The sequence below is a fragment of the Pseudomonas sp. Marseille-Q1929 genome (assembly GCF_017316265.1).
Classification (GTDB): Bacteria; Pseudomonadota; Gammaproteobacteria; order Pseudomonadales; family Pseudomonadaceae; genus Aquipseudomonas.
Genome location: NZ_JAFLWU010000001.1, coordinates 481,604 through 507,137, shown reverse-complemented (window position 1 = coordinate 507,137; position 25,534 = coordinate 481,604). Strand labels below are relative to the sequence as shown.

General features: G+C 59.2%; 24 protein-coding genes and 1 riboswitch. Of the genes, 13 read left to right on the top strand and 11 right to left on the bottom strand.

Annotated elements, in window-relative coordinates:
• Positions 1–91 precede the first annotated feature (91 nt).
• Positions 92–325, bottom strand: coding sequence for a hypothetical protein (locus J1G37_RS02295; protein ID WP_207040046.1), 234 nt, complete (start codon positions 323–325; stop codon positions 92–94).
• 193 nt (positions 326–518) lie between these two features.
• Between J1G37_RS02295 and J1G37_RS02290 the strand changes: the two genes are divergently transcribed.
• A complete protein-coding gene (locus J1G37_RS02290; RefSeq protein ID WP_207040045.1) occupies positions 519–1,103 on the top strand; it encodes a YajG family lipoprotein in 585 nt (194 codons plus the stop codon).
• A 57-nt stretch (positions 1,104–1,160) separates the two neighbouring features.
• Here the strand turns inward: J1G37_RS02290 and J1G37_RS02285 are convergent, their stop codons facing one another.
• Positions 1,161–1,370, bottom strand: a complete 210-nt coding sequence (locus J1G37_RS02285; protein ID WP_071491163.1) for a hypothetical protein — start codon at positions 1,368–1,370, stop codon at positions 1,161–1,163.
• 183 nt (positions 1,371–1,553) lie between these two features.
• Here J1G37_RS02285 and J1G37_RS02280 point away from each other — a divergent pair, with 183 nt between their 5' ends.
• A complete protein-coding gene (locus tag J1G37_RS02280) occupies positions 1,554–1,811 on the top strand; it encodes a hypothetical protein (RefSeq protein ID WP_207040044.1) in 258 nt (85 codons plus the stop codon).
• Between the two features lie 48 nt (positions 1,812–1,859).
• On the opposite strand, the gene J1G37_RS02275 is transcribed toward J1G37_RS02280, so the two are convergent.
• Positions 1,860–3,023: a 1-acyl-sn-glycerol-3-phosphate acyltransferase gene (locus J1G37_RS02275; RefSeq protein ID WP_207040043.1), complete on the bottom strand. Its 1,164-nt coding sequence runs from the start codon at positions 3,021–3,023 to the stop codon at positions 1,860–1,862.
• A 132-nt stretch (positions 3,024–3,155) separates the two neighbouring features.
• Between J1G37_RS02275 and J1G37_RS02270 the strand changes: the two genes are divergently transcribed.
• From J1G37_RS02270 to J1G37_RS02255, 4 genes are all read left to right on the top strand, one after another.
• Complete coding sequence (locus J1G37_RS02270) at positions 3,156–3,338, top strand: CPXCG motif-containing cysteine-rich protein (RefSeq protein WP_017738733.1); 183 nt, start codon at positions 3,156–3,158, stop codon at positions 3,336–3,338.
• A gap of 11 nt (positions 3,339–3,349) precedes the next feature.
• Positions 3,350–3,610: a DUF2007 domain-containing protein gene (locus J1G37_RS02265; protein WP_124527451.1), complete on the top strand. Its 261-nt coding sequence runs from the start codon at positions 3,350–3,352 to the stop codon at positions 3,608–3,610.
• Positions 3,611–3,646: 36 nt separating this feature from the next.
• On the top strand, positions 3,647–4,267 hold the full coding sequence (locus tag J1G37_RS02260) for an SOS response-associated peptidase (protein WP_207040042.1): 621 nt from the start codon (positions 3,647–3,649) through the stop codon (positions 4,265–4,267).
• A gap of 107 nt (positions 4,268–4,374) precedes the next feature.
• A complete protein-coding gene (locus tag J1G37_RS02255) occupies positions 4,375–5,193 on the top strand; it encodes a M48 family metallopeptidase (protein ID WP_207040041.1) in 819 nt (272 codons plus the stop codon).
• Positions 5,194–5,327: 134 nt separating this feature from the next.
• On the opposite strand, the gene J1G37_RS02250 is transcribed toward J1G37_RS02255, so the two are convergent.
• The 3 genes from J1G37_RS02250 to J1G37_RS02240 form a co-directional block, all read right to left on the bottom strand.
• A complete protein-coding gene (locus tag J1G37_RS02250; RefSeq protein WP_016974259.1) occupies positions 5,328–5,912 on the bottom strand; it encodes a TMEM165/GDT1 family protein in 585 nt (194 codons plus the stop codon).
• 89 nt (positions 5,913–6,001) lie between these two features.
• A riboswitch (yybP-ykoY riboswitch) is annotated at positions 6,002–6,121 on the bottom strand.
• A gap of 51 nt (positions 6,122–6,172) precedes the next feature.
• A complete protein-coding gene (locus tag J1G37_RS02245; protein WP_207040040.1) occupies positions 6,173–7,171 on the bottom strand; it encodes a class I SAM-dependent methyltransferase in 999 nt (332 codons plus the stop codon).
• Positions 7,172–7,201: 30 nt separating this feature from the next.
• A complete protein-coding gene (locus J1G37_RS02240; RefSeq protein WP_207040039.1) occupies positions 7,202–8,167 on the bottom strand; it encodes a 2-hydroxyacid dehydrogenase in 966 nt (321 codons plus the stop codon).
• An 86-nt stretch (positions 8,168–8,253) separates the two neighbouring features.
• On the opposite strand from J1G37_RS02240, the gene J1G37_RS02235 reads away from it, so the two are divergent.
• From J1G37_RS02235 to J1G37_RS02215, 5 genes are all read left to right on the top strand, one after another.
• Positions 8,254–8,886, top strand: a complete 633-nt coding sequence (locus tag J1G37_RS02235; protein WP_124527445.1) for a LysE family transporter — start codon at positions 8,254–8,256, stop codon at positions 8,884–8,886.
• A gap of 259 nt (positions 8,887–9,145) precedes the next feature.
• A complete protein-coding gene (locus tag J1G37_RS02230; RefSeq protein WP_124527443.1) occupies positions 9,146–10,828 on the top strand; it encodes a fatty acid--CoA ligase in 1,683 nt (560 codons plus the stop codon).
• A gap of 332 nt (positions 10,829–11,160) precedes the next feature.
• Positions 11,161–13,104 (top strand): DUF1302 domain-containing protein, encoded by a 1,944-nt coding sequence (locus J1G37_RS02225; RefSeq protein ID WP_207040038.1) that lies wholly within the window; start codon positions 11,161–11,163, stop codon positions 13,102–13,104.
• Between the two features lie 28 nt (positions 13,105–13,132).
• A complete protein-coding gene (locus J1G37_RS02220; RefSeq protein ID WP_207040037.1) occupies positions 13,133–14,497 on the top strand; it encodes a DUF1329 domain-containing protein in 1,365 nt (454 codons plus the stop codon).
• Between the two features lie 200 nt (positions 14,498–14,697).
• On the top strand, positions 14,698–17,427 hold the full coding sequence (locus tag J1G37_RS02215) for a LuxR C-terminal-related transcriptional regulator (RefSeq protein ID WP_207040036.1): 2,730 nt from the start codon (positions 14,698–14,700) through the stop codon (positions 17,425–17,427).
• A gap of 394 nt (positions 17,428–17,821) precedes the next feature.
• On the opposite strand, the gene J1G37_RS02210 is transcribed toward J1G37_RS02215, so the two are convergent.
• Entirely contained in the window at positions 17,822–19,240 is a 1,419-nt protein-coding gene (locus J1G37_RS02210) for a hypothetical protein (RefSeq protein ID WP_207040035.1), read from the bottom strand.
• Between the two features lie 1,114 nt (positions 19,241–20,354).
• Between J1G37_RS02210 and J1G37_RS02205 the strand changes: the two genes are divergently transcribed.
• Both J1G37_RS02205 and J1G37_RS02200 read left to right on the top strand, forming a co-directional pair.
• On the top strand, positions 20,355–20,999 hold the full coding sequence (locus J1G37_RS02205) for an MBL fold metallo-hydrolase (protein ID WP_207040034.1): 645 nt from the start codon (positions 20,355–20,357) through the stop codon (positions 20,997–20,999).
• 233 nt (positions 21,000–21,232) lie between these two features.
• Positions 21,233–22,000, top strand: a complete 768-nt coding sequence (locus tag J1G37_RS02200) for an OmpA family protein (protein ID WP_207040033.1) — start codon at positions 21,233–21,235, stop codon at positions 21,998–22,000.
• Positions 22,001–22,068: 68 nt separating this feature from the next.
• On the opposite strand, the gene J1G37_RS02195 is transcribed toward J1G37_RS02200, so the two are convergent.
• The 4 genes from J1G37_RS02195 to J1G37_RS02180 form a co-directional block, all read right to left on the bottom strand.
• On the bottom strand, positions 22,069–22,650 hold the full coding sequence (locus J1G37_RS02195) for a BON domain-containing protein (protein ID WP_124527438.1): 582 nt from the start codon (positions 22,648–22,650) through the stop codon (positions 22,069–22,071).
• Positions 22,647–23,240, bottom strand: coding sequence for a phosphoheptose isomerase (locus J1G37_RS02190; protein ID WP_017738708.1), 594 nt, complete (start codon positions 23,238–23,240; stop codon positions 22,647–22,649). The genes J1G37_RS02195 and J1G37_RS02190 overlap by 4 nt, the downstream gene beginning before the upstream one ends.
• Positions 23,241–23,332: 92 nt before the next feature.
• Positions 23,333–23,704: a YraN family protein gene (locus J1G37_RS02185; RefSeq protein WP_207040032.1), complete on the bottom strand. Its 372-nt coding sequence runs from the start codon at positions 23,702–23,704 to the stop codon at positions 23,333–23,335.
• Positions 23,704–25,515 carry a penicillin-binding protein activator gene (locus J1G37_RS02180; RefSeq protein WP_207040031.1) on the bottom strand — a complete coding sequence of 604 codons (1,812 nt, stop codon included), beginning with the start codon at positions 25,513–25,515 and terminating at the stop codon, positions 23,704–23,706. Before J1G37_RS02180 ends, J1G37_RS02185 begins: the two co-directional genes overlap by 1 nt.
• Positions 25,516–25,534: the final 19 nt, after the last annotated feature.

The following is a 25,534-nucleotide window of genomic DNA, read 5'->3' as shown; positions in this document are numbered from 1 at the left end:
CGATCAGGAGACGTCCTTATAATCGGGGGGAGATTGTAGCGAAGAACGCCAAGGAAATGGGCGTGTTTTATGACTTTTATTAGGTGTTCGGTCAGGCGGCCAACGGCTGGTGCCGGGATGACTGCGCAGGACGTGGGCTTACGCGGGCACGGGCCGGCAGCGGGCGGTGCATCCAGCTCAGGCGAATCTCGTCGATTTCCACCCAGCCATTTCCCACCGGTGGTTGGCTGCACTCTTTAAAGGCCTGGCAGCGGCCTTGCGCATCGAGCAGGGCGAACTGACGCAGGGCGGGTTTGTGCATGAACAGCGACCAGAGAAAATTCATGGTGATAGCCTCCTGAGATTGAGGCAAAGCTTGCCAGCCCGGGATGACGGGCGCATGTATTGGCTGTGACATCTCGATGACATCGAACCGCTTCGGCCGGTGCCGGTCTCAGGATGTAACTGATGCTAGTTCCCGGCAGTGGCGCACCGCTATACTGCCCGCCTGTCGGTACCTGATTTCTGGAGAGAAGCGCATGTTGCAACGCCTGTTGTTCGGTTTGATCACTGTGACCAGTTTGGCCCTGGTTGGCTGCGCCAACAGCCCGCAACAACTGAGCCCGCAACCGAAGCTCACCACTCAGCTGGCGCCAGTGGGTCACGGCCAGCCGGTGTCGGTGCGTGTGGTGGACGGCCGTCCGTCGCCAACGTTGGGTTCCCGTGGTGGCCTGTACCCGGAGACTGCGCTGATTTCGGTCACCGGCCAGGACGTGTTGCCCAAGCTGCAAGCGCAGGCCGAAGCCGCCGTGCGCCTGCTGGGTTTCACCCCGGCCAACTCGCCGGGCGCCCCGCAGTTGACCATCACCCTGGCTGAACTGAAATATCAGTCGCCTAAAGAAGGTCTGTACGTGACCGAGGCCTCCATCGGCGCGACGTTCAAGTCTGACGTCACGGCGGGCACCCGTCGCTACAGCGGCCGCTACGGCGCCTCGCTGAACCAGCGCTTCGGCATGTCGCCGAACCAGGAAACCAACACCAAGCTGGTCAGCGACGTGTTGAGCGACGCCTTGACCCGCCTGTTCAAGGACCCAAGCATCGGTTCGTTGCTCAGCTCGCAATAACCGCTGCATAAAAAAACCGGGCTCAGCGATGAGCCCGGTTTTTTTGTGCCTGGAGTTTCACGCGGCGGTGTCGATACAGAAGTCCAGCAGGCTCACGCCGGTCAATAAATCCGCTTCCGGCAAGTCCGCATGCTGGTGCCCGCCGAGGGCGCAGTACACCAGCCAGTGGCGATCCTGCACGTTGAACGCGAGGCCGCCGATGAGCGCCTCTTGTTCATCGCTGGGGGCGATCAGATACAGCCGATCCTGGTTGTGCGCGTGCAGCATGACAAGCTCCCGAACGTTCGAAGGGCAACAGAGTGGCTTGTTAAGGTGACGTTCAGGTGACGCCGTAAATTACTGGATACATTAGCCGTTCATGTTGGGATGCAAGAGTGGTGGCTGATGAGGCTGCTACGTCCAGCCATGTATCAGAACGGATACCCAGACACTGTGTTACCGAGGTTTGCGATGGCGCTGCCCGCACTATTGATCAATGCTGTGGCTTTAACGGTGGCCTTGCCGGGGGCGGCGCTGCTGGCGATCACCCGCCTGCGCGAGCAACGCGCGATGGCTGACCTGATCGCGCAAAGTGAAGAGCGCGCGATTGATCAGCCGATGTTGTTTCTGGATGTGCGCACCGAACGGGCGCATCGTATGGCGTACCGCATCGGGTTCGCCTGCCTGGGGTTGGCGCTGCTGACCTCTTGGATCAGCACCCGCCTCTAAAGCTCACCACAAAACCAAATGTGGGAGCGGGCTTTTCTGCTTCGGTGTTTACAGCGGGATGCCAGCCTTCACGCGATACTGGTTACGCACCGGCGTCGCATACTGCACCACCAGAAACGGCCGATGCTCAACCGGGCATTCGTTCAAGCGCCGTTCCCACTCAGCCTTCGCCTTGGCCAGCTCATCCGCTGGGAATACATCAGCGGCGTTGGGCACCTGCAATTGCGGGTCAGCCTCGCTCCACTGCGCATACGCCAGGTAATGCACCGGGAACAAGCGATAACCGCCGAGAATCTGCCGGTCCATTTCCGTCGCCAGCACTTTGGTATCTTCGAAGCGCTCGGTGATCGGCGGCGCGAAGTTCACATGCACCCGGCCCTTGTAGCCGGTGATGCCCAGGGCAATGCTCACGTCATCTTCGCCCGGCGCCTTGCAATAGGTGCCGGTGGTGGCGCGGATATACAGCTCGCGGGCCTTGGCCGAATCGCACGGGTCGTATTCGTAGCTGATGGACACTGGCGTCAGGTTCAGCGACTGGATCACCTCGGCGAACGGCTCGTCCTTGCGGCTGACGTGGAACATCTTGAGGATCGCCGACTCGGTGCGGTCATCCCCGTCCTTGGCACGGCCTTCGGCCTGGGCGATCCAGATCGACTCGCAGTCGTTGCGGATCGAATGGTTGATGTAGGCCGACAGCAGGTTGAAGGCCGCCATCTTTTCTTTTCGCCCGGTGATCGAGCGGTGCACGATAAAGCTCTTGTTCAGGCGCATCAGGTCGCTGACAAACGGCTTTTGCAGCAGGTTGTCGCCGATGGCGATACGCGGCGTCGGCAGGCCGGCGTGGTACACGGCGTAGTTGACGAAAGCCGGGTCCATCACGATGTCGCGGTGGTTGGCCAGGAACAGGTAGGCGGTGCCGGACTTGAGCTGCTCGACGCCGGTGTAGGTCACGCCGTCGGTCGCGCGGTCGATGGTGTGGTCGACGTAGTACTCGACTTTGTCCTGCAGCGTCGCCACGGTGGTGACGCCGGCGAATTCACGGCGCAGCTTGCGGGCGATCATCGGCTTGAGCAGCCAGCCCAGGGTGCCGGCGAAGCGCGGAAAGCGGAAGTGGGTCAGGATGTCCAGAAAGGCCTTGTCACTGAACAGCCGGTCCAGCACTGCCGGGACTTCGCTGTCGTTGTAAGGTCGGATGGTATCGAATTGGCCCATCATGCTCTCTTGTTAGAAACGGCTAGGGTAAGTAAAGGAAATGCCAGGGAGCGGTCCGGGAAATAGGCCCGGCCGGAAATAGCCCTGTAAATAGACCGGCGATTATACGCACAAGTCACTCTGGAGGCTGCGATGCTGGAAACCGCGACGTACGATTGTCCTTATTGTGGTGAAGAGGTTGAGACAACGGTGGATTTGTCTGGCGGTGACCAGAACTATATAGAGGACTGCCAGGTGTGTTGCCGCCCGATCATTTTCGATCTACAGGTCCATGGCGACGAGTGGATGCTTGAAACCCGCAGCGAAAACGAATGACAGGACCGCCCATGCAGCGAATCTACGAACCGGAAAACCTGATGGAGGGCGAGTTGCTGCAGCAGATGCTCGCCAGCGAGGGTATCGAGGCGCACCTGGTGGGGCGCCATTTGCTCGGAGGCACCGGCGAGCTGCCGATTTTCGGCTTGCTGGGGCTGGAAGTGGACAACGACCAGGCCGCGTGTGCCCGTGAGTTGATTACTGCCTACATCGGCGCGCAACCCATGCCGGGCGATGAACCCGACAGCTTCCCCGACGTGCTGGTCTGTTAGGCTGTCGGTCGGTTTACCCAAGAGTCGTGTTGCCCCATGTGTGGACGTTATGCCCTGTTTCGCTGGAACCCCTCCTTTGCTGCCTTGCCGGGTTTTCCGGCCGACCAGCAGGCCCAGTGGAACATCTCCCCGAATGACTCGGTGCTGATCCAGCGTTCCGACGCCGGCCAACGCACCCTGGCCCGCGCGCGCTGGGGCCTGACGCCGCCCTGGCTGACCGACCTCTCGCGCACGCCCGCCCACGCCCGCGCCGAAACCCTGGCCGAGCAGCCGATGTTTCGCGAAGCGTTTCGCCAGCGCCGTTGCCTGCTGCCCGCCAATGGCTTCTACGAATGGCGCGGCACCCAGCGCAAGCGCCCGTACTGGTTGACGCCGGGGGAGGGCTCCACGCTGTTTTTTGCGGCGATCTGGGAGGCCTATCCAGTGCAGGAACAGGTTTGGCTGAGCACGGCGGTGGTCACCCAGCCGGCGCAGAGTCAGCGCCGGCCGCTGATCCTGGATGCGGCGGGGCAGGCGGCCTGGCTTGATCCCGAGACGCCGTTGCACACCTTGCAGGCGTTGTTGGCCAGCGAACCGGCTGCGTTACGTGAGCGTGTCTTGGCCAATATGGTCAACGATCCCAAGCTCAACGGGCCGGAATGTTTGACGCCAGGTTGAGCGGCGTGTGGGATGTATCTGAAATTCTGCGGTTACACGTCTGTTGTATCTGGCGTCGATACACATGACCGCCTACGATACGCGCCATGTTTTCAGGGAGAGTGTTCATGAAGAAATCATTGGCAATAAACGTACTGGCAGCCGCGCTGCTGCTGGCCGGTTGCCAGTCGGTCAACACCACCAGCGGCGGTGCCGTCGGGGTTGAGCGCAAGCAATACATGTTCAGCATGCTGTCGAGCCAGGAAGTCGACCAGATGTATGCCCAGTCCTACCAGCAGACGTTGGGTGAGGCCAGCACCAAGGGCCAACTGGACAAGACCAGCGCCAATGCCAAGCGTGTGCAGGCCATTGCCAACCGCTTGATCGCCCAAGCACCGACTTTCCGCCCCGATGCGGCGCAGTGGAAGTGGGAAGTGAACCTGATCAAAAGCGACGAGATGAACGCCAACTGCGGGCCTGGCGGCAAGATCTTTGTGTACAGCGCGCTGATCGACAACCTCAAGTTGACGGATGACGAGCTTGCTGCGGTGATGGGCCATGAAATCGCCCACGCCTTGCGCGAGCATGGCCGCGAAGCCATGTCCAAGGCGTACGGTATCCAGATGGCGAAGCAGGGCGCAGGCGCGTTGTTCGGCCTGGGCCAGGACAGCCTGGCATTGGCCGATACCGTGGCCAACTACGGCATGACCTTGCCCAATAGCCGCGCCAATGAAAACGAAGCAGACCTGATCGGCCTGGAGCTGTCGGCTCGCGCCGGTTACAACCCGAATGCGGCGATTACGCTGTGGAACAAGATGGCCAAGGCTTCGGAAGGCGCGCCACCGGAGTTCATGAGCACTCACCCGGCGTCGGATAGCCGGATTGCCTCGTTGCAGGCGGCGATTCCGAAGGTGATGCCGCTGTATCAGCAGGCCAAGAAGTCCTGATGATCCAAGCCTTGTGAAGATCCAAATGTGGGAGCTGGCTTGCCTGCGATAGCGGTGTGTCAGCTTGCACATCCTTAGCTGGCCCACCGCTATCGCGGGCAAGCCCGCTCCCACATGGGATTGGGTTTACAAATTTAGATCCACCCGCTGCTCTGCATCGCCTTGTACACCGCTACCACCGCCAGCACAAAGAACGCCGTAGCCGCCAATCGACGAATCAAGGTCAGCGGCAGCTTCTCCGCGGCAAAATTCCCCGCCAGAACCACCGGTACGTTGGCAATCAACATGCCCAGGGTGGTGCCGATAATCACCAGCCACAACTCGGGATACTGTGCCGCCAACATCACCGTGGCGATCTGGGTCTTGTCACCGATTTCGGCAAGGAAGAACGCGATCAGCGTGGTCAGGAACGGCCCGAACTTGCGGGTGGTGCTGGCTTCGTCGTCATCGAGTTTGTCTGGTACCAGGGTCCACAACGCGGTGGCGCAGAAGCTCGCCGCGAGGATCCAGTGCAACACCGCATCCGAGAAGAAACTGCCAAACCACGCCCCCACGGCACCGGCGGCCGCATGGTTGGCCAGGGTCGCGGCGACAATGCCGGCGATGATCGGCCAAGGTTTGCGAAAGCGTGCGGCAAGGATGAGCGCGAGCAGTTGCGTCTTGTCGCCGATTTCGGCCAAGGCAACGATTGCGGTAGGAACGAGTAATGAATCCAGCATCAGGTAGGTTTCCAGGGGCGGGTCGACACGGCTATGACACGTACAGCCTTCCCGCCCCGGGTAAGGTGTGCGTGTCATAGGTCTTGTCAAACCCCGGTCCGTCTGTGCGGACACCTGGGTCGCATACGCCATGGTCTGTTGACCAAGTATGTTGACGTATGCCGGACGAGCATGGCGCTCGTGGGAGACTACTCCCCTAGGACGGAGCGGATTCTGCCTAGGCAAAACCCATTCGGCAAGCCTTCTTTTTCAAACGCCCGTCAGCCGCGCTTGGCACGGTAGATGCGGAAACCATTGCCTTCGGCCTTGATTGCGCACACGCCCAGATGCTCTTCGATCAGCGGCTGGTACTTCAGGAAGCTGTTGGCGACCAGGCGCAGTTCGCCGCCTTTTGCCAGGTGTTTCGCTGCTTTTCGCAGCAGGTTCTCGGTGGCGAAATAATCCGTGTGTACGCCGACATGGAACGGCGGGTTGCTCAGAATCGTGTTCAAGCCCATCGGTGCGGCGTCGATTCCGTCGCCGGTCAACACCTCGGCTTCCAGACCATTGGCCGCCAGGGTCAGGCGGCTGCTGGCGGCGGCGAAGGCATCGACGTCGAGCATCGTCACTGTGTTGTGCGGGTAGCGACGTTTGACCGCTGCGCCCAACACGCCTGCACCGCAACCGAAGTCCAACAGGTGACCGCTGGGCAGTTTGTCCAGATGCTCCAGCAGCAGTTCAGTACCGCGATCCAGGCGACCGTGGCTGAACACGCCCGGCAAACTCACGACCTTCAGCGGCCCTTCAGGCAGCGGCACTTCGAAGACTTGAGCCAGGCTTTCCAGCTCGACGGCCTGCGGTGCGTTGGCCACGGTGACTTGCCACAGTTGGCAATGCCGCGCGTTGTCCAGCTTGCGTGGCTTGCCGAAAGGGATCATCTGCTTGGCGGCGCTTTCGATGCCGCCTTTTTTCTCGCCCACCAGAAACAGCTCGGCGCCGGGCAGGCGCGCGGCGACTGCGTTGAGCAGGTAGTCGGTGAGGTCCTTGGATTTGGGCAGGAAAATCACCGCCGCATCAAATGCACGCTCGGGCACATTGACCCCGAACTGGCTGCGCTCGGGGAAGCGTGCATCGAGTGCCGCCTGGTCGCCGGCGTGCCAGCACCAGCCGTGGGCGGTGGGCAGGCGACCGAGCAGGTCGTCGGCGGGCAAACCTACCAGCAGCAGGTTGCCTTGAAAAAGTTCGGCCTGACGAAGCAGTACTTCACTGCGCGGATCCATGGTCTGCTCCTTGAAAAGGAGCGCAGTTTATCAACTGACGACACGTAGCGGGGCGCCGCTGAAAAAGCTCCGGGCGTTTTCCGCCAGTTGGCCGACGATGCGCTGGCGCGCTTCGCGACTGCCCCAGGCGTTGTGGGGCGTGACGATCAGCCGCGGGATGTCATCGGCCAGCAGCGGGTTGCCGTTGACCGGCGGCTCCACGCTGAGCACGTCGGTCGCCGCGCCGCCCAGATGACCGTTGCGCAACGCATCGGCCAGGGCCTGTTCGTTGATCAAGCCGCCGCGTGCGGTATTGACGATAAATGCGCCCGGCTTGAGCAGCGCCAGTTCGCGGGCGCCGATAAAGTCACGGGTGTGCTCGTTGAGCGGGCAGTGCAAGGTCAGGGCATCCACCTGGGCCAGCAGTTCATCCAGCGGCACGCGATCGGCGCGGGCAGGGCGCCCGGGAATCGCGCCGAGCAGCACGCGCATGCCAAAGGCTTCGGCCAGGCGCGCCACGGCACTGCCCAATTCACCGTGGCCGAGCAGGCCGAGGGTCTTGCCTTCCAGTTCAACAATCGGATGGTCCAGCAGGCAGAACTGCTTGGCTTGCTGCCATTCGCCGGCGCTGACGTCCCGTTGGTAGTCCTGCAAGCGTGTCGCCAGGTTGAGCAGCAACATGATCGTATGCTGCGCCACTGACGGCGTGCCGTAACCCTGGCAGTTACTCACGGTGATGCCCTGGGCGCGGGCGGCTTGCAGATCGATATTGTTGGTGCCGGTGGCTGACACCAGGATCAGCTTGAGGTCTGGGCAGGCCGCCAGGGTTTCGGCGTTGATCGCGATTTTGTTGCTGATCGCCACCTCGGCGCCCTGCAGGCGTTCGATCACATTCTGCGGCGTGGTCTGCTCGAATAATTGCAGTTCACTGAAGCAGTTTTGCAGCTCGCTGAGGTCGAGGTCTCCCAGGTCCAGGGAGGGGTGATCGAGGAAGACCGCGCGGCGATTGTTCGTCATCAACTGTACCTTTTGCGACAGGGTTCGAAGGCGTAATCTCCCGAGCCTATCAGATGAAATAATCAGTTACTTGAATTGGAGCGCGCATGTACGTCGCCGAGTTTTTGACCGTGGCCTTGATTCACTTATTGGCGGTGGCCAGCCCCGGCCCGGATTTCGCCGTGGTGGTACGCGAAAGTGTGACCCACGGCCGCCGTGCCGGAACCTGGACCGCGCTGGGCGTCGGCTCGGCGATTTTCCTGCACGTGGGGTATTCGTTGCTGGGGATCGGCTTGATCGTGTCCCAGTCCATCGTGCTGTTCAACGCACTGAAATGGGCCGCCGCTGCGTACCTGCTGTACATCGGCTTCAAGGCCCTGCGTGCCCAGCCGGCCAAGCCCGCCGCCGAAGGCGAGTTGCACCGCGAAGCCGGCGAGCGCACCCCACGCGGGGCGTTTACCGCAGGGTTCGTGACCAATGGCTTGAACCCCAAGGCGACGTTGTTCTTCCTGTCGTTGTTTACCGTGGTGATCAACCCGCACACGCCGTTGGCGATCCAGGCGGGTTATGGCCTGTACCTGGCGGTGGCGACGGCGGTGTGGTTCTGCCTGGTGGCGATGTTGTTCAGCCAGCAGCGCGTGCGCGCGGGGTTTGCGCGGATGGGGCATTGGTTTGATCGGACGATGGGTGCGGTGTTGATTGCCATTGGTGTAAAACTGGCCTTCACCAGCATGAAATAAAACCTGAGCGAGCACAGTCCCTGTGGGAGCGGGCTTGCCCGCGATGAGGGCCTGCCAGCCGACACATTTGTTAGCTGGCATACCGCAATCGCGGGCAAGCCCGCTCCCACATTTGATCTCCATCAGTCGACAGTGATGGCGCAAAGCTAGCATCCACCCCCCTCTGCAAATCATTCCTTTGGCTGATTTGGCTGAAACATAAGCGCTCTACAGTGCAGATCTTTCAGCCAAGACCGTGCAGTCATAAAAAGGGATTCCTATGTTGCAGACCCGTGTTATCCCGCCCGCCGAAGGCGCGTACCAATACCCGTTGTTGATCAAGCGCCTGTTGATGTCCGGGGCCCGCTACGAGAAAACCCGCGAAATCGTGTACCGCGACAAGCTGCGCTACACCTACCCGACCCTGATCGAGCGCGTCGCGCGCCTGGCCAATGTGTTGACCGAAGCCGGGGTCAAGGCCGGTGATACCGTGGCGGTGATGGATTGGGACAGCCATCGCTACCTGGAATGCATGTTTGCCATCCCGATGATTGGCGCGGTGATCCACACCATCAACGTGCGACTGTCGCCGGAACAGATCCTCTACACCATGAATCACGCCGAGGACCGCTTCGTGCTGGTCAACAGTGAGTTCGTGGGCCTCTACCAAGCGATTGCCGGGCAGCTCACCACCGTCGACAAGACCTTGCTGCTGACCGATGGGGACGCGAAAACCGCCGAGCTGCCCAACCTCGTGGGCGAGTACGAAACCCTGCTGGCGGCCGCCAGCCCGAAATACGATTTCCAGGACTTCGACGAGCATTCCGTCGCGACCACCTTCTACACCACCGGCACCACCGGCAATCCCAAGGGTGTGTACTTCACCCACCGCCAACTGGTGCTGCACACCATCGGTGTGGCGACCATCATGGGCAGCGTCGACAGCGTGCGCCTGCTGGGCACCAACGACGTGTACATGCCGATCACGCCGATGTTTCACGTACACGCCTGGGGCCTGCCGTACGTGGCGACCATGCTCGGCCTCAAGCAGGTCTATCCCGGGCGCTACGACCCGGAATACCTGGTGGAGCTGTGGCGCAAGGAAAAGGTCACCTTTTCTCACTGCGTGCCGACCATCCTGCAAATGCTGCTCAACGCCAAGGCGGCGCAGGGCGTGGACTTTGGCGGTTGGAAAATCGTCATTGGCGGCAGTGCGCTTAACCGAACGCTGTACGAAGCGTCCAAGGCGCGTGGGATCCAGTTGACGGCTGCGTACGGCATGTCCGAGACCGGGCCGTTGGTGTCTTGCGCGCACCTCAACGAAGAGTTGATGGCCGGCAGCGAAGACGAGCGCACCACCTACCGCATCAAGGCCGGCGTGCCCGGGCCGTTGGTGGAGGCGGCGATTGTCGACGGTGACGGCAATTTCCTGCCCGCCGATGGCGAGTCCCAGGGCGAACTGGTACTGCGCGCGCCGTGGCTGACCGAAGGCTATTACAACGAACCACAGAAGGGCGCCGAGCTGTGGGAAGGCGGCTGGATGCACACCGGCGACGTGGCCACGCTGGATGCGTTTGGGGTGATCGATATCCGTGACCGCATCAAGGATGTGATCAAGACCGGCGGCGAGTGGGTTTCGTCCCTGGCCCTCGAAGACCTGGTCAGCCGTCACCCGGCGGTACGCGAAGTAGCGGTGGTGGGGATTGCCGATCCGCAGTGGGGCGAGCGCCCGTTTGCCTTGCTGGTGGTGCGTGATGGCCATGTGATCGGGGCCCGCGAGCTCAAGGAGCACCTCAAGCCGTTTGTGGAATTGGGCCATTTGAGCAAGTGGGCGATCCCGAGCCAGATTGCCGTTGTTACGGAAATTCCCAAGACCAGTGTCGGCAAGCTCGACAAAAAGCGTATCCGCATCGACATCATTGAATGGCAGGCCAACAACAGCACGTTCCTGTCCACCCTCTGACGCCCCTCGCCGTGCCCGTTCGGGCACGGCAACGCTCTATCTGGCACCTTTACTTGTGATTTGCCGATTTTCAGCCATCCTTGCCGCGTCGGCCCTCGCCGACGTGGCGAAAGGGTTGAGGCAGACGGGTCGGTGATGCAAATCACACTTTAGAGGGATCAAGCACTACCCCCTGCTGGCTATAGTCCCCCCTGAGTTATTCAAGGATGTTGCGCTTCGGGCCATGGGGGCTCGGTTGCCGTCCGGCATTGGAATCGTTGTATTCCGGCCGTTACATGCATCCAGAAGATTGAACTCACTGCCATAACAATAATGCACATGGAGTAGCGTCGATGACCTCAGTAAACCAGTTCTGGCGCCGGGCAAGACTGCCCCTGGCCGTCAGTCTCGCTTCTACGCTCGCCGGGCCCGCATTCGGCGTCAGTTTCAACGTCGGTGAAATCGAAGGGAGTTTTGACTCGTCTCTTTCCGTGGGTGCCAGTTGGTCTACAGAAAAAGCCAACAAGAACCTCATCGGCTCCAACAACGGCGGGCATGGTCTCTCGCAGACTTCCGACGACGGGCACTTGAACTTCAAGCGCGGCGAAACGTTCTCGAAGATCTTCAAGGGTATCCACGACCTGGAACTGAAGTACGGCGACACCGGTGTATTTGTGCGTGGCAAGTATTGGTACGACTTCGAACTCAAGGATGAAAGCCGTCCGTTCAAGGACATCAGCGACAGCAACCGCAAAGAGGGCGCCAAATCCTCCGGCGCGCAGATCCTCGACGCCTTCATCTATCACAACTACAACATTGCCGATCTGCCGGGTTCGGTGCGTTTCGGTAAGCAAGTTGTGAGCTGGGGTGAAAGTACCTTCATCGGCGGCGGTATCAACTCCATCAACCCGATCGACGTGTCCGCGTTCCGTCGTCCGGGGGCTGAGATCAAGGAAGGCTTGATTCCGGTCAACATGTTCTATCTGTCCCAGAGCATTACCGACAACCTTTCGGCCGAAGGTTTTTATCAGCTTGAATGGGATCAGACCGTCACCGATAACTGCGGTACCTTCTTTTCGCAGCCTGACGTGATTTCCGACGGTTGCAATAACAACCTGGCCGTACTGGCCACCCGTAACAACTTGAACAATGGCTTGGCTGCCCGTGGCATTCCGGCCAACTTCCGTTCATCGATCATCAACACCCTGCAGGCACGAGGCGTGAATTTCGGTAGCCCGGATGAGGGCACCATTGTGAAACGCGGCCCTGATCGTGATGCGCGAGACAGCGGTCAGTTCGGTTTGGCATTGCGCTACATGTTCGAGCCGCTGGACACCGAGTTCGGTGCCTACTTCATGAACTATCACAGCCGTGCTCCGATCTTCAGCGGTAAAGGGGCGCCTGCAAGTGCCTACAATCCTAATGCGTTGGCCGGCTCCTTGATTGGTGCAGGTGTCCCGACCGCGATCGCAACCAACCCAGCGCTGCTGGCCTCCCTCATGCCGCTGGTGGTTGCGGGTAACTCCAGCTACTACGTCGAATACCCTGAAGACATCCGCCTCTACGGGTTGAGTTTCTCCACCACGCTGCCTACCGGTACAGCTTGGAGCGGTGAAATCAGCTATCGCCCGAATGCGCCTGTACAGCTCAATACCACCGATATCCTCTATTCCGGCCTGACACCACTGGACCCGAATGCCTCGGTTTTGAAAGGCAAGGCGGATACCGACCAGCCGGGCTATCGCCGCAAGGAAATCACCCAGCTGCAGACAACGTTCACCCACTTCTTCGACCAAGTCATGGGCGCCGAGCGGCTGACCCTGGTGGGCGAGATTGGCTTCACCCATGTGGGCGGGCTGGAAAGCACGTCGAAAGCACGTTATGGCCGCGACCCGGTTTATGGGCCTGGTCCTCTGCCGAATGGCCGCTGCCAGACTCTGAATGCGAGCACATTGGCCGGCGCAGCCATGAACAACGTGTCGCGCTACTGCGAAAACGACGGCTTCACCACGGCCAACTCCTGGGGTTACCGCGGGCGGGCAATCTGGGACTACAACAGCGTATTCGCCGGCGTCAACCTCAAGCCAAGCGTGGCCTGGTCCCATGACGTGAGCGGTTACTCGCCTGGCCCTGGTGGCAACTTCGAAGAAGGCCGCAAGGCTGTCAGCCTTGGGTTGGATGCGGAATACCAGAACACCTACACCGCCGGCCTGTCGTACACCAACTTCTTTGATGGCAAGTACACCACGGTGGATGACCGGGATTTTGTTGCGCTCAGCTTCGGCATGAACTTCTAAGCGACCGTATTTCAGGAAGAACCAGAACATGAAAATAACTAAAAGTCTGTTGCACGTGGGTGTGCTGGGGCTGTCGATCCTGGCGAGCAACGTCATGGCGGCAGTTTCGGCGACCGAGGCGGCCAAACTCGACACGACCTTGACCCCGATGGGCGCTGAACGGGCTGCCAACGCTGCCGGCACCATCACCGCCTGGCAGCCGTTGGCGACCAACGCCGGCGCCGTGGATGCCCGTGGTTTCCTGGCCAACCCTTACGCCAGCGAGCAGCCCAAGTTCGTCATCACCGCGCAGAACGTCGATCAGTACAAGGACAACCTGTCCCCTGGCCAGTACGCGATGTTCAAGCGTTACCCGGACACCTACAAGATCCCGGTCTACCCGACCCATCGTGGCGCCACGGTGCCAGCCGATGTGTTTGCCTCGATCAAGAAGAACGCCACCAGCACCAACCTGGTGTCCGGCGGCAACGGCCTGGAAAACTTCGAGTCCGCCATTCCGTTCCCTATTCCGAAAAGCGGCGTCGAGGTCATCTGGAACCACATCACGCGCTATCGCGGCGGCAGTGTGACGCGTCTGGTGACCCAGGCTACTCCGCAAACGAACGGTTCCTACAGCCTGGTGTACTTCCGCGATCAGTTTGTTTTCCGCGACAAGATGAAGGATTACGATCCGAAAAATCCGGGAAACATCCTGTTCTACTTCAAGCAGGAAGTGACCGCGCCTGCACGCCTGGCGGGTACTGTACTGCTGGTGCATGAAACCCTGGACCAGGTGAAGGAACCGCGTTCGGCGTGGGTCTACAACGCTGGCCAGCGCCGTGTGCGCCGGGCCCCGCAAGTGTCCTATGACGGCCCGGGTACGGCCGCCGATGGCCTGCGCACATCCGACAACCTCGACATGTACAACGGCGCGCCGGATCGCTACGACTGGAAGCTGGAAGGCAAGAAAGAGATGTACATCGCCTCCAACAGCTACAAGCTTGACGACCCGAAACTCAAGTATGCCGACATCATCAAGGCCGGCCACATCAACCAGGACCTGGCCCGCTACGAGCTGCGCCGCGTCTGGCACGTGGTCGCCACCTTGAAGGAAGGCCAGCGTCATATCTACGCCAAGCGTGACTTCTACATCGACGAAGATACCTGGCAGGCTGCGGTGATCGACCAGTACGACGGTCGCAACCAGCTGTGGCGTGTTTCGGAAGCCCATGCCGAGAACTACTACGACAAGCAAGTGCCGTGGTATGCCCTGGAAACCATCTACGACCTGCAATCCGGTCGCTACCTGGCCCTGGGCATGAAGAACGAAGAGAAACAGGCGTATGACTTCGGCTTCAAGGCCAGCACCAGCGACTTCACCCCAGCAGCCCTGCGCCAGGATGGTGTTCGCTAAACCGCGATAACTCACCTGTGTAATGCACCTATGTGGGAGCTGGCTTGTATGGGAGCCAGCTCCCACATTTGCTTGTGTCGAATTTTTTTGTCGCAGTTCTTTTTCAGGCAAATGTTGCAAAGATCTACAAACCTGCCGCTTTTACCGCTAGTCTGCGGACATCTGCAATGCCGACCACAGCCTTCTACAAGAGCCCGGCGATGACTGATCTGTCCCGAATCCAAGGGCCTGCCAGTGCGGTGATTCCGACCCTGGAAGGTCGCTTCTACAGGCCCCCCCTGCCTGACGGCTACGTGCTGCGACCGCGGCTGTGCGAACGGCTGACTGCCGGGCTGGACGGGCGACTGTTGCTGGTCAGCGCGCCGGCGGGGTTCGGCAAGAGTTCGCTGGCGGTGGAGTTCTGCCAGAGCCTGCCCGCGCACTGGCAAAGCCTGTGGCTGGGCCTGAGCCCACGAGACAATGATCCCGGGCGTTTCCTGGAGCGCCTGCTCGACGGCTTGCAGCACTATTTCCCGCAACTCGGCGCCCAATCCCTGGGCCTGTTGAAGATGCGCCAGCGTCATCAACCGTTTGCCTTTGAAGAATGGCTCGATGGCCTGCTCGATGAGTTGACCGTGCACCTGTCCACCCGCGCGCCGCTGTTGCTGGTGCTGGATGACTATCATCTGGCCCAGGGCCCGGTGCTCGACCGTTGCCTGCAATTTTTCCTCAATCATTTGCCCGATGGCCTGGTGGTATTGGTCACCAGTCGCCAGCGTCCCGATTGGCATCTGGCGCGGCTGCGCTTGTCGCGGCATTTGTTGGAACTGCATGAGCAAGACCTGCGCCTGACCCATGCCGAATCCCTCGCCGTGCTGGACCGCCATAGCAGCTCATTGCGCGGCGAAGCCCTCGACAACCTGATCCGCCGCAGCGAAGGCTGGGTGGCTGGCCTGCGCTTCTGGGTGCTGGCGGCTTCCGAAGCTGGCAGTGACGGCGCGTTGCCGCAGAGCCTGCATGGTGGGGAAGGGCTGATCCGTGACTATCTGCTGGAGGAGGTCATCGACTGCCTGCCCCCGGAAGTGCAGGCGTTCCTTTACGACACCGCGCCGCAAGAGCGGTTTTGCAGCGAATTGTGTGACGCCGTCCGCGAAGCCCACGACAGCGCCGAAATCCTGCGTTATCTGCAAGCCCATCAAGTGTTCCTGGTACCCCTGGACGAACAGGGCCACTGGTACCGTTATCACCATCTGTTCTCTGATTTGCTGCGCACCCGTCGCGCCAGCAGCAACGTGTTGCCGCCCGCCAGCCTGCATTTGCGCGCCTGCCGCTGGTTCAATGCCCAGGGCTTGATCGACGAGGCGGTGGAGCAGGCGCTGCGCGCCGGTCACCTGGATGTGGCAGCCAACCTGGTGCAGAACCTGTCCGAGGAGCAACTGCTGGCCGAGCAGAATGTCGGCATGCTGCTGCGCTGGAAGATGGACTTGCCCGACAGCCTGCTGATCAGCACACCGCGCTTGATCGTGCTCTACAGCTGGGCCTTGGGCCTGGCGTGCCAATTGGATGCGGCGGAAGAGTTGTCTGGCTACCTCAGCCGCTTCCTGCCGGCGCCGTCGGCCACCGCGCAAAAATCGATGCTGGCCCAGTGGCTGGCGCTGAGCGGGATCATCGCGCGCGGCCGGGGTGATCGCGAGCTGACCCAGCGTTATTGCGCTGAAGCGCTGGAAAGCCTGCCGCAGCGGCGTTACGGCCAGCGGTTGATGTGCCTGTCGACGCTCTCCAACCTGGCCATCGTCGATGCCGACCTGTGGCGCGCGCGGGGCCTGAACCGCGAATCCCTGGAGCTGGCGCAGCGTGTCGGCAATCCACTGTTTGAAGCCTTGGCCCACTACGATCGCGCACGAGTCCTACAGGCTCGGGGCGAAATCCTGCGTTCCCTGGACGAGGTCCGCCAGGGGCTGCAACGTTTGCAGGGCCTTGCGCCGCAGCGGCTGTACGCGGTGCGCGCACGCCTGGCGCTTTACGAAGGCTACTTGTTGCTGATGCGCTGCCAGCCCGAAGCAGGGATCACCCGTTTGCGTGCTGGCTTGGCGGAGGCTCGCGCTTGCCGCGATATCAGCGTGCTCATCGGGCATTGCGTGATCGCCAACTTCGAAGGGCGCCGTGGTGACTTCCCCAGGGCGTTCGCCGAGTTGGCCGAGGCGGAGCGCTTGATGCATATCTGGGACGTGCCGCCGATCTACTACCTGGCGATGATCACCCTGATCAAATGCGAACTGTGGTTGGCCCAGGGCCGCACCGACCTGGCCGATGCCTGGTTGACTCGGCTGGGGCAAACCTACAACGGTGAACACGCCGCGGCCGCGCCGGAGTTCCATCCGCACCTGCCGCAACATATCGGCTTGCAGCAGGCCGCGCTGGATGCCACGAGCCATCAATCCTCCGCTGCCTTGCATCGTCTCGAAGAACTGGCGCAACAGGCGCATAACAGCGGCCGGCAAATGATCGCCCTCATGGCCCTGACCCAGCAGGCACAGTTGCTGCTGGAGAGCGGCCAAGACGCCAAGGCCCGCCTGAGCGTGGCCCAGGCCCTGGAGTCGGGCACCGGCGGCGCGTTGCAACCGTTCCAGCGCCTGCTGGAAACCCATCCCGAGTGGATGCGCGAACAACTGGGCAAAGACCCCCACGGCCTATTGAACCAGGCGCTGCTGGCGATGTTGCCGGCAGCCGTGGTGACGGACGCCTTGCCGCTACAGGACACCCTGAGCGCGCGGGAAATGGCAGTGCTGCAATTGATCGCCGAGGGCTGTTCGAATCAGGAGATCAGTAATCGATTGTTCATCTCCCTGCACACGGTCAAGACCCACGCGAGCCATATCAACAGCAAACTGGGCGTGGAGCGCCGCACCCAGGCGGTAGCGCGGGCGCAGGAGTTGCGGTTGATTGGCTAACGCCTGAGGCCAGTCTGGTTTAATAGTGCAATTGTTCCGGCGGTATTCACGCGAAAACGCCATTTGATTTGCACTAGAGGACCGTTCATGGAAATCGTGACCCCGACACTTATCCGCGAAACCTTCCCCGTCGGCCCGTTGCAGTGAAACTGCATTTTTATGATGAGCTAAGCTACTCTTTTTTCAATGTGGTTTGTTAGTTTTGTAATAGAATAAAATGGTTTTGGTTTTGCAGTATTAAGCAAGTTTGAGCTTTTTTGCGATAGGTTGCGTTATCTATATGTCAGATTTTTGCTGAGTATGTGAGTGGCGAGTTAGACAGAATTTAGTGACTGCCGAAAAGCCGGCAGCCTAGAAGTCTTCGCCTGTCTTACTCTTGACTTACTCGCAATTTTTACGGCTTCGGGAGGATGTATGTTTCGAGCCAGTTGACAATGGTCGCCCTCATGGTTTCGTAAAAATCAAAAAAAAGCTTATGTTGATTGGCGAAAATCAAGTCAGTCTCAATTAACAGGCTGGGGTTCAATTCTCGAAAATGAAATTTTCCCGCATGGAAGTGAGAGCTTCTCAGCGAATAATAGTAATCGCAGAGTTTTTTGTCGTAATTTTCAGGAGAAAACTCGTTTAGAAATTCAGAGAATCCCTGATCAGGAATAGTCAAAGATTCCACCGCACAGATCAAGTAGGAGAGGCAGGCTGTGGGCTCTGTTCTATGCAGTTTTATGGCGAGATTGTACATCCGGGAGCACGAAAGAAATGCCTCTTTCTTGTCCGGTGACAGTCTGTGAATGCCCGTAAAGTAGGCTCTGATTTGTCTCGGGAATTTTATTTCTAGATTCGGGAGGTGATGATCTTTAGATATTGCTTCTCTATAGACGTCCATCGGATTTTGTACGTGTTCAGGAAGCTTTCTGTTGAGAAATAATTGCTCAAGGTGTTCTTTTTTTGTTGCTGTGTAGTTAAATCTAGTCTTTTTGTGCGTTAAGGTGTCGTCAAACGATACACTGACTTTCCCTTGGAACAGGTTTGTGAAATCCTCCTCGTCATCGATATGGCTAAGGAAATTCAAGTTGTCTCTTACGACTAGTTTTAGGTCGGGGTCAAAGTAGCCGGTTCTGAATCTTTGGGTTGAAAAGCTCGGTGCTTCGGGAGGGGAGGACTTGAATATGAATGTTCTGAACTCGGAGTCAACGAACTCGAACCCCACATCTACCAGTACAGACAAATAGGATTGGATATTTGAGACGTGCTCAAAAGCTAGTGAGCGCGCATGCTCAATATTCGCTGCGGTCATTTCGACATCGAAAAAAATAATCTGCTCAGTGTTTGGTTCTTGTTTGTAAGGCGCTGCTGCCGGAGTAAGCAAGGTTTTATATTTAAAGTTTAGTAAGTATTGTCCTTTTATGGGGTGTGAGTTGTAGATTTTTGAGTAGATTCGAACGGTGTAGATGTTTTTCGCGCCTTCATTTTTTTTTAGAAGTATTTTATAGTAAAGGTTTTGTATGTATGTCTGTAGGTCGTATTCGTTTATTTCTGATGTCGTTGACTGGATTTTTATTTCTGTTCTGGTGATTTTGCTTTGTTTGTTTTTTTGGTGTTCTACTGAGATTTTTAGTAAAAAATCACAATGCTCTCTTCTGATGGAGTCTTTGCAGTAAAAGGTTATTTCTGAATTGGTTTCGGAAGTTTCTTGTTTTGTGGTGGAATAATCGCTTAGTTCGGAAAAGTATTTGTTGATGGTTGGGATTATGTCGGCGTCAAATGTTAGTTCGTCTGTGTGTGAATATTCTAGTGTGGATTTTATTGGGTTCATCCTGATGTACCTTTATATTTTAGACTGTAGAGGATATTTGTTTTTATCGCAGCTGCTACTAAAGAATTTACTGCGTATGATCTATAAATTAACACTTGATGTGTCAAAATGACATCCCTTCGGTTTCTTGCAGGTGCTGTCATTTTCAGCCATCAGAAGGGAACATTGTGTGCGCAGAGCGGTAAGAAACTGCTGAAAACCTTACCGTGATCCGATTGTTGTTTTGTAATGGTTTTAGGGCGCTCTCAAACCCATGCAGCGATGAGTACTAACCTGTTCAAACTCATGCGAGCGACGTCCAGTGCAAGGCTTATTCACTGTCGATCAGCTTTCTGTCTTTTTGCAAAAAAACAGTCCCGAGGATCCGCAGCAACGTTACTCGTAACCCCCAATCGCCGCCGGAAATCGGCCGACTGCAAGGCACCAAGTGTTCGTAATGGCGTGTAGATGATATGGAGGCATAGTTGGCTGAACGTGTTGTCGTTTGTCCGTTTCCTGCGTCTTATGTGGAGCATGAGTGTGCTCGACCTAAAGCCGCGCAAGTCGCTTGACAGTTCAGTTGTGCGAAGTGAAGCTCCATGGGTTCTCTTTCTAACCGGGTGGAAAAATTACATAAGTCTGCCCCTTCTAGACCTGTTGTAACACTCGCACCTCTCCCCCCCTTGTTCCGACCCGGCCTACGTGAGCTCCGTTGTGCAATTCCGAATCACATTGCCCGTTTCAGCTTGTTCGCTCCGTTAGCTCGCGGATCTAAGATAATGCACAAAGAAACTGTGCTGGTTAGTCGTAAAAACGTGGTCCTCACTTTTTGGGGGGGCGTTTGATGAGGCTTAGGCTGATGTTTGGATGCAGTTGACGCGCGAAGCAATCACGGCTCCGCTGGGTGTTGGGTGCCAATCAACCGTGCATGTCTGCTGCGAGCTACAGGCAGGTATTCTGCTCTATCATGGTCGCCCACGTTTTGCCTCTAGCTGGGTATTGAATGTGCGTGCCTATTGGGGCCACGCTTAGTGTCTGATATAGGTGTGCCGTTCGTGGGGCGTTTCTCCGTAAATGTGGCTATCGATTTTTCGCACTGCGCCAAAAATGTGCAATTAACTTTACAGGAACACCCATGGAAGCCGCACAAACCGCGCTAATACGAGAAACCTTCCCCGTCGGCCCGTTGCAGTGCAACTGCACCATCATCGGCGACCCCATCACCAAAAAAGCCATCGTGGTCGATCCGGGTGGCAACCACGAATTGATCCTGGCCCGCCTGGATGCGTTGGGCCTCAAGGTGGTGAGCATCATCCATACCCATGCCCATCTGGACCACTTCCTGGCTTCCGGCCAGTTGAAAGAGAAGACCGGCGCCACCTTGCACCTGCACAAGGAAGACCAATTCCTGTGGGACAACCTCGAGATGCAGTGCCAGATGTTTCGCGTGCCCTACACCCCGGTGCCGTCGCCGGATCGCTGGCTGGAAGATGATGAGGAGCTGGCCTGCGGTTGTGGTGTGGCGCTGCATACTCCGGGGCATACGCCGGGCTCGATGAGCTTCTGGTTTGCCGATGCCAAGCTGTTGATTGCCGGGGACACCTTGTTTCGGCGCGGCGTGGGGCGCACGGATTTGTGGGGTGGGGACCAGGCAACCATCGTGCGCTCGATCAAGCAGCGCTTGTACACCTTGGACGAAGACGCGACGGTCGTGACCGGGCATGGGCGGGACACGCGACTGGGTGACGAGATGCGTGAGAACCCGTTTGTCAGGGCTTGAGGGGACCCTGGGTATTTTTCTGGATACCCAGTGGCAACCGTCCGACGAGACTTATAGAGAAAATGACAATTCCCGTTCAGCAAGTGTCTGCTAGGGTTTTAGTGTGCTCACCTGTTGTAGAGCAGGGTGCCCGCCGTCCATGGAATTTTTACTCTTTCTCGTGTTCCAAACTCGGCACAGGTCCATTGCCAATGTCCTCTGCATCACAGAATGCAAAAGTAGGAGCTTCCTTCATGTTCACTTCCCGTCGTCTGCTTGTTGTCGCTACCGTCGTGGCCCTGTTATCCGGCTGCGCTACGCCTAACCCTTATGACGGCAGCAGCCAGGGGCAGGCAATTAATGAATCCGGCGGCATGAGCAAGACCGCCAAATATGGTGGCCTGGGTGCCCTGGCCGGTGCATTGGCAGGTGCCGCCATCGACCATAACAACCGTGGCAAGGGTGCGCTGATTGGTGCTGTGGTGGCCGGTGCGGGCGCAGCCGGCTACGGCTACTACGCCGACCAGCAAGAGAAGAAGCTGCGTGAAAGCATGGCCAACACCGGGGTTGAAGTGCAACGCCAGGGCGACCAGATCAAGCTGATCATGCCGGGCAACATCACCTTTGCCACCAACTCGGATGCGATCTCCAGCAGCTTCTACCAGCCGCTGAACAACCTGGCCAACTCCCTCAAGCAGTTCAACCAGAATACCATCCAGATCGTCGGCTACACCGACAGCACCGGCAGCCGCCAGTTGAACATGGACTTGTCCCAGCGCCGTGCGCAGAGCGTGGCCAACTACCTGACTTCCCAGGGTGTGAGCTCGGCCAACCTGAGTGTGCGTGGTGCCGGCCCGGATAACCCGATTGCCAGCAACGCCGACGTCAACGGCCGTGCCCAGAACCGTCGCGTAGAAGTGAACCTCGGCCCGATCCCTGGCCAGCAGTACGGTCAGCCAGGCGCCCAGGCGCCGCAACAGAACAACCAGTTCCAGGGCAACCCGTACTCGCAGTACCAATAACGCCGCATCAATAAAAAGGGCGCCGTGCAGTCAATGCACGGCGCCCTTTTTTGTGGCTGTCGGTTACATCAGTCGATGTACTCGAACACCTTGACGATCTTCTGCACACCGGACACGCCCTGCACCAGGTTGGCTGCACGGGTGGCTTCCGCCTGGGTCAGCAGACCCATCAGGTAGACGATGCCGTTGTCGGTGACAACTTTGATCCGGGAGCCGGGAATAGCGTTGTCGGTCAGCATCTGGGCCTTGATCTTGGTGGTCAGCAGCGCGTCATTGCTGATGGCCAGCAGGGTGATCGGGTCCATGACCTGCAGTTCGTTGTGGACTTTTTTCACGCGCTGCACAGCCGAGGCGGCTTGTTCGGCCTGGGCCTTGAGGTCGGCACGCGGGGTTTGGCCGGCCAGCAGGACCACACCGTTGAAGCTGGTGACGACGATGCGCGAGGCGCCGTTGCCCAGGTCGGTAGCGGCTTTGGCGACGTTGACTTCAACCTTGGTTTCGATCAACGAGTCGTCGATCTTGCTGCCGAAGGTGCGAGTGCCCTTGTCGTCCTGGATCGGCGTGTCACGTGTTGCGGTGATGGCGGTGCTGCAACCGGTGATAGCAAGGCACAGCGTGATGGCCAATAGGCTGAGGCGGTTAACGGTCATTCTTCACTCCCAAACAATTGGCTGTCGATCAGATCGCACAGGCAGTGGATCGCCAGCAGATGGACTTCCTGGATACGTGCCGTGACGTTGGCCGGGACGCGAATCTCCACGTCCTCTGGCAATAGCAGCGACGCCATGCCGCCGCCATCGCGTCCGGTCAATGCTACGACAACCATTTCGCGATCATGTGCGGCCTGGATCGCTTGAATAATGTTGGCCGAGTTGCCGCTGGTGGAAATCGCCAGCAGCACGTCGCCGGGTTGGCCCAGGGCGCGGATCTGCTTGGAGAAGATTTCGTTGTAGCTGTAGTCGTTGGCGATCGAGGTAATCGTCGACGAGTCGGTGGTCAGGGCGATGGCTGGCAAGCTCGGGCGTTCGCGCTCGAAGCGGTTGAGCAGCTCGGACGAGAAATGCTGGGCATCACCGGCGGAACCGCCGTTGCCGCACGAAAGCATTTTGCCCTCGTTGAGCAAGGCGTTGACCATGACCTGACTGGCTTGCTCGATGTGCGGTGCAAGTACGTCCATCGCCTGTTGCTTGGTGTCGATGCTGGCCTGGAAAAGCTGGCGAATTCGGGATTGCATGTCCATCTGTGTGACCTTAAGTAGCGCGGCTGTTCGGCACAGGAATGTGCAGCCCGCAAAGCAAAGAGCAAAAGTGTGTGGTGAAGATGTCCGGCGAATCAGCTGTCGAAGGCATCTTTGAGCCAGTTCAGATCAGCCTGACCAGACGGTGTGGGTTCTATGGCAACCACATCGAAACGGCAGGGGGCGTCGGCCCAGCGATGCTCTTTTTGCAGGAAAAACTGCGCGGTGAGTATCAGCTTCTGACGCTTGCGCTCGTCGATACTGGCGAGCGCGCCACCCCATTGTGCGTGTTTTCTGTAGCGGACTTCGACGAATACTACTGTATCGCCGTCAAGCATGACCAGATCAAGCTCACCGCGTTTACATAACCAGTTCTGCGCCAGAAGGCGCAGACCCTGCTGTTGCAAATGTTTCAGAGCTTGCAGTTCGGCGTCCTTGCCGCTTTGTGCGCTGGACCGCTCGGGCATCAGCGCGGCGTGTCGGGCAGGCGCTGGATGTCGCCGCCGACGAACTTGGCCCATGGCATCTGGCGGTCAACGCGCTGGCTGGCGCTGATGCCCAAGTTGCCAGAGAGGCCGTCAATGCGGGTGTCTGGCAGTGCCTTGAGCTGACCCAGGCGTGGCGCCAGGCGATAGGCGTCAACGCCCATCGCGTACAGGCGACCCAGGCTGCCATTGGCTTGCGGCCATTGTGCGGCAACCTGGTTGCGCAGCGGGTCGGTGCTGTTGAGCAGCCAAGGGGTTTCGCAGAACATCACGTTGGTCATGTCCAGGTACTGGTTCTTGTCGCCGCTGGCGCTGAACACGTGGGACGTCGCATACACAGGTACATCACCGGCGTACTGGAAGTTCAGGGTCGGCTTGATCTGCTGGGCCAGTTGCGGGGTAACGGCCAGGAAGATGAATTCGATGTCCTGGCGGCGCGAAGGCTGTGCAGCAACGTCAGTGCCGACAGTGCTTTGCAGGCTCTTGGCGCGGCCTTCGCTTTTGCGCAGTTGGAACAGGTCGGCGATCTGCTGGGCGAGGGCGACGGGTTGATCGACGTATTCGACGCCGACAACGGTGCCGCCATTGGCTTCCCAATCCTGACGGAAGGCTTTATAGACACGCTCGCCCCATTCGCCACGCGGCACCATGGCCGCCGCGCGATGCAGGCCGTCGGCGCGGGCGCGGCGCGAGACTTCGCGGGCTTCGTCTTCAGCCGCCAGGCCGAACTGGAACAACTGCGCCGGGTTCTGGTCGGCCTCGCTGTAGTTCAGTGCCAGGGTGGTGATCGGCAATTGCGGGCGGGCGCTCAGCTGTTTGACCAGAGGTTTTTCCAGCGGGCCGACCACCAGTTGTACACCGGCAGCCTGGGCCTTGGCGTAGAAGTCATCGATGGAGGTCAGGCGCGAGCTGTCAAAGAACTCGATGACCGGCGGCTTCTGCCCGGCTTGTTCAGCCTGGTAGTGCGCGGCCATGAAGCCTTCGCGCAGTGCCTTGCCAACGGAGGCCAGCGGGCCTTCCTGCGGCAACAGCAGGGCGATCTTGGTCAGGGGCTGGCTGGCCAGTTCCTTGAGCTTGGTCAGCGGAGTCGGCAGTTGCAGCGCCGCAGGATGGCCTGGGTTCTGCGCGCGCCAGGTGTCGATGGCGGCTTGCTGTTGCTCCAGGGTACCGGCGCCCTTGACCGCCTGGGCCAGGGTGATCCAGCCGTCGAGCGTCGGGTTGCCGCTGGCTTGCAGTTGGTCTGCAGGCACTGCGGCAATCAGGGCCCAGATGGCTTCGTGATTGCTTTTGCCGGCATCGCCGCTGAGCAGCGGGGCCATGGCCACGCGCTCGCGGGCGGCGGCCAGTGTCTGGCCATCGGCTTCATAGGCGCGGGCATGCACGCTGCCGGTGCGCAGCTGCTGCTCGGTCGGCAGGTCCTTCAGGTTTTGCAGGCTGGGATGGCTCAGCGCCGTCAGTGCGGCCTTGGGTTGGTTGCGCGCCATGGCCAGTTCGGCGGCCAGGGTGCTGGCAAACACTTGCGCGGCAGGCTTGAGGACATCCAGGGGCACTTGCGCAAGAATCTGCGACGAACGGCCAGGGTTGTTCTGCCTGTAGGCCATGTCTGCCGCACTCAGGCGCAGCAATGCGGCCTTTTCTGGCGTCTTGGCGGTGGTGGCCTGTTCGAGCAATTGCTCGATACTGGCGTCCGGGGTCCGTGGAAGGTCGCCAAGGCTGGACGAGGGCGAGCTGGCGCAGGCCGCCAGAAGGGCAGCGAGGCAGAGGGCGGAGAGCAGCCGCAGGCAAGCGATCATGTAAGTGTTCCTGATACCG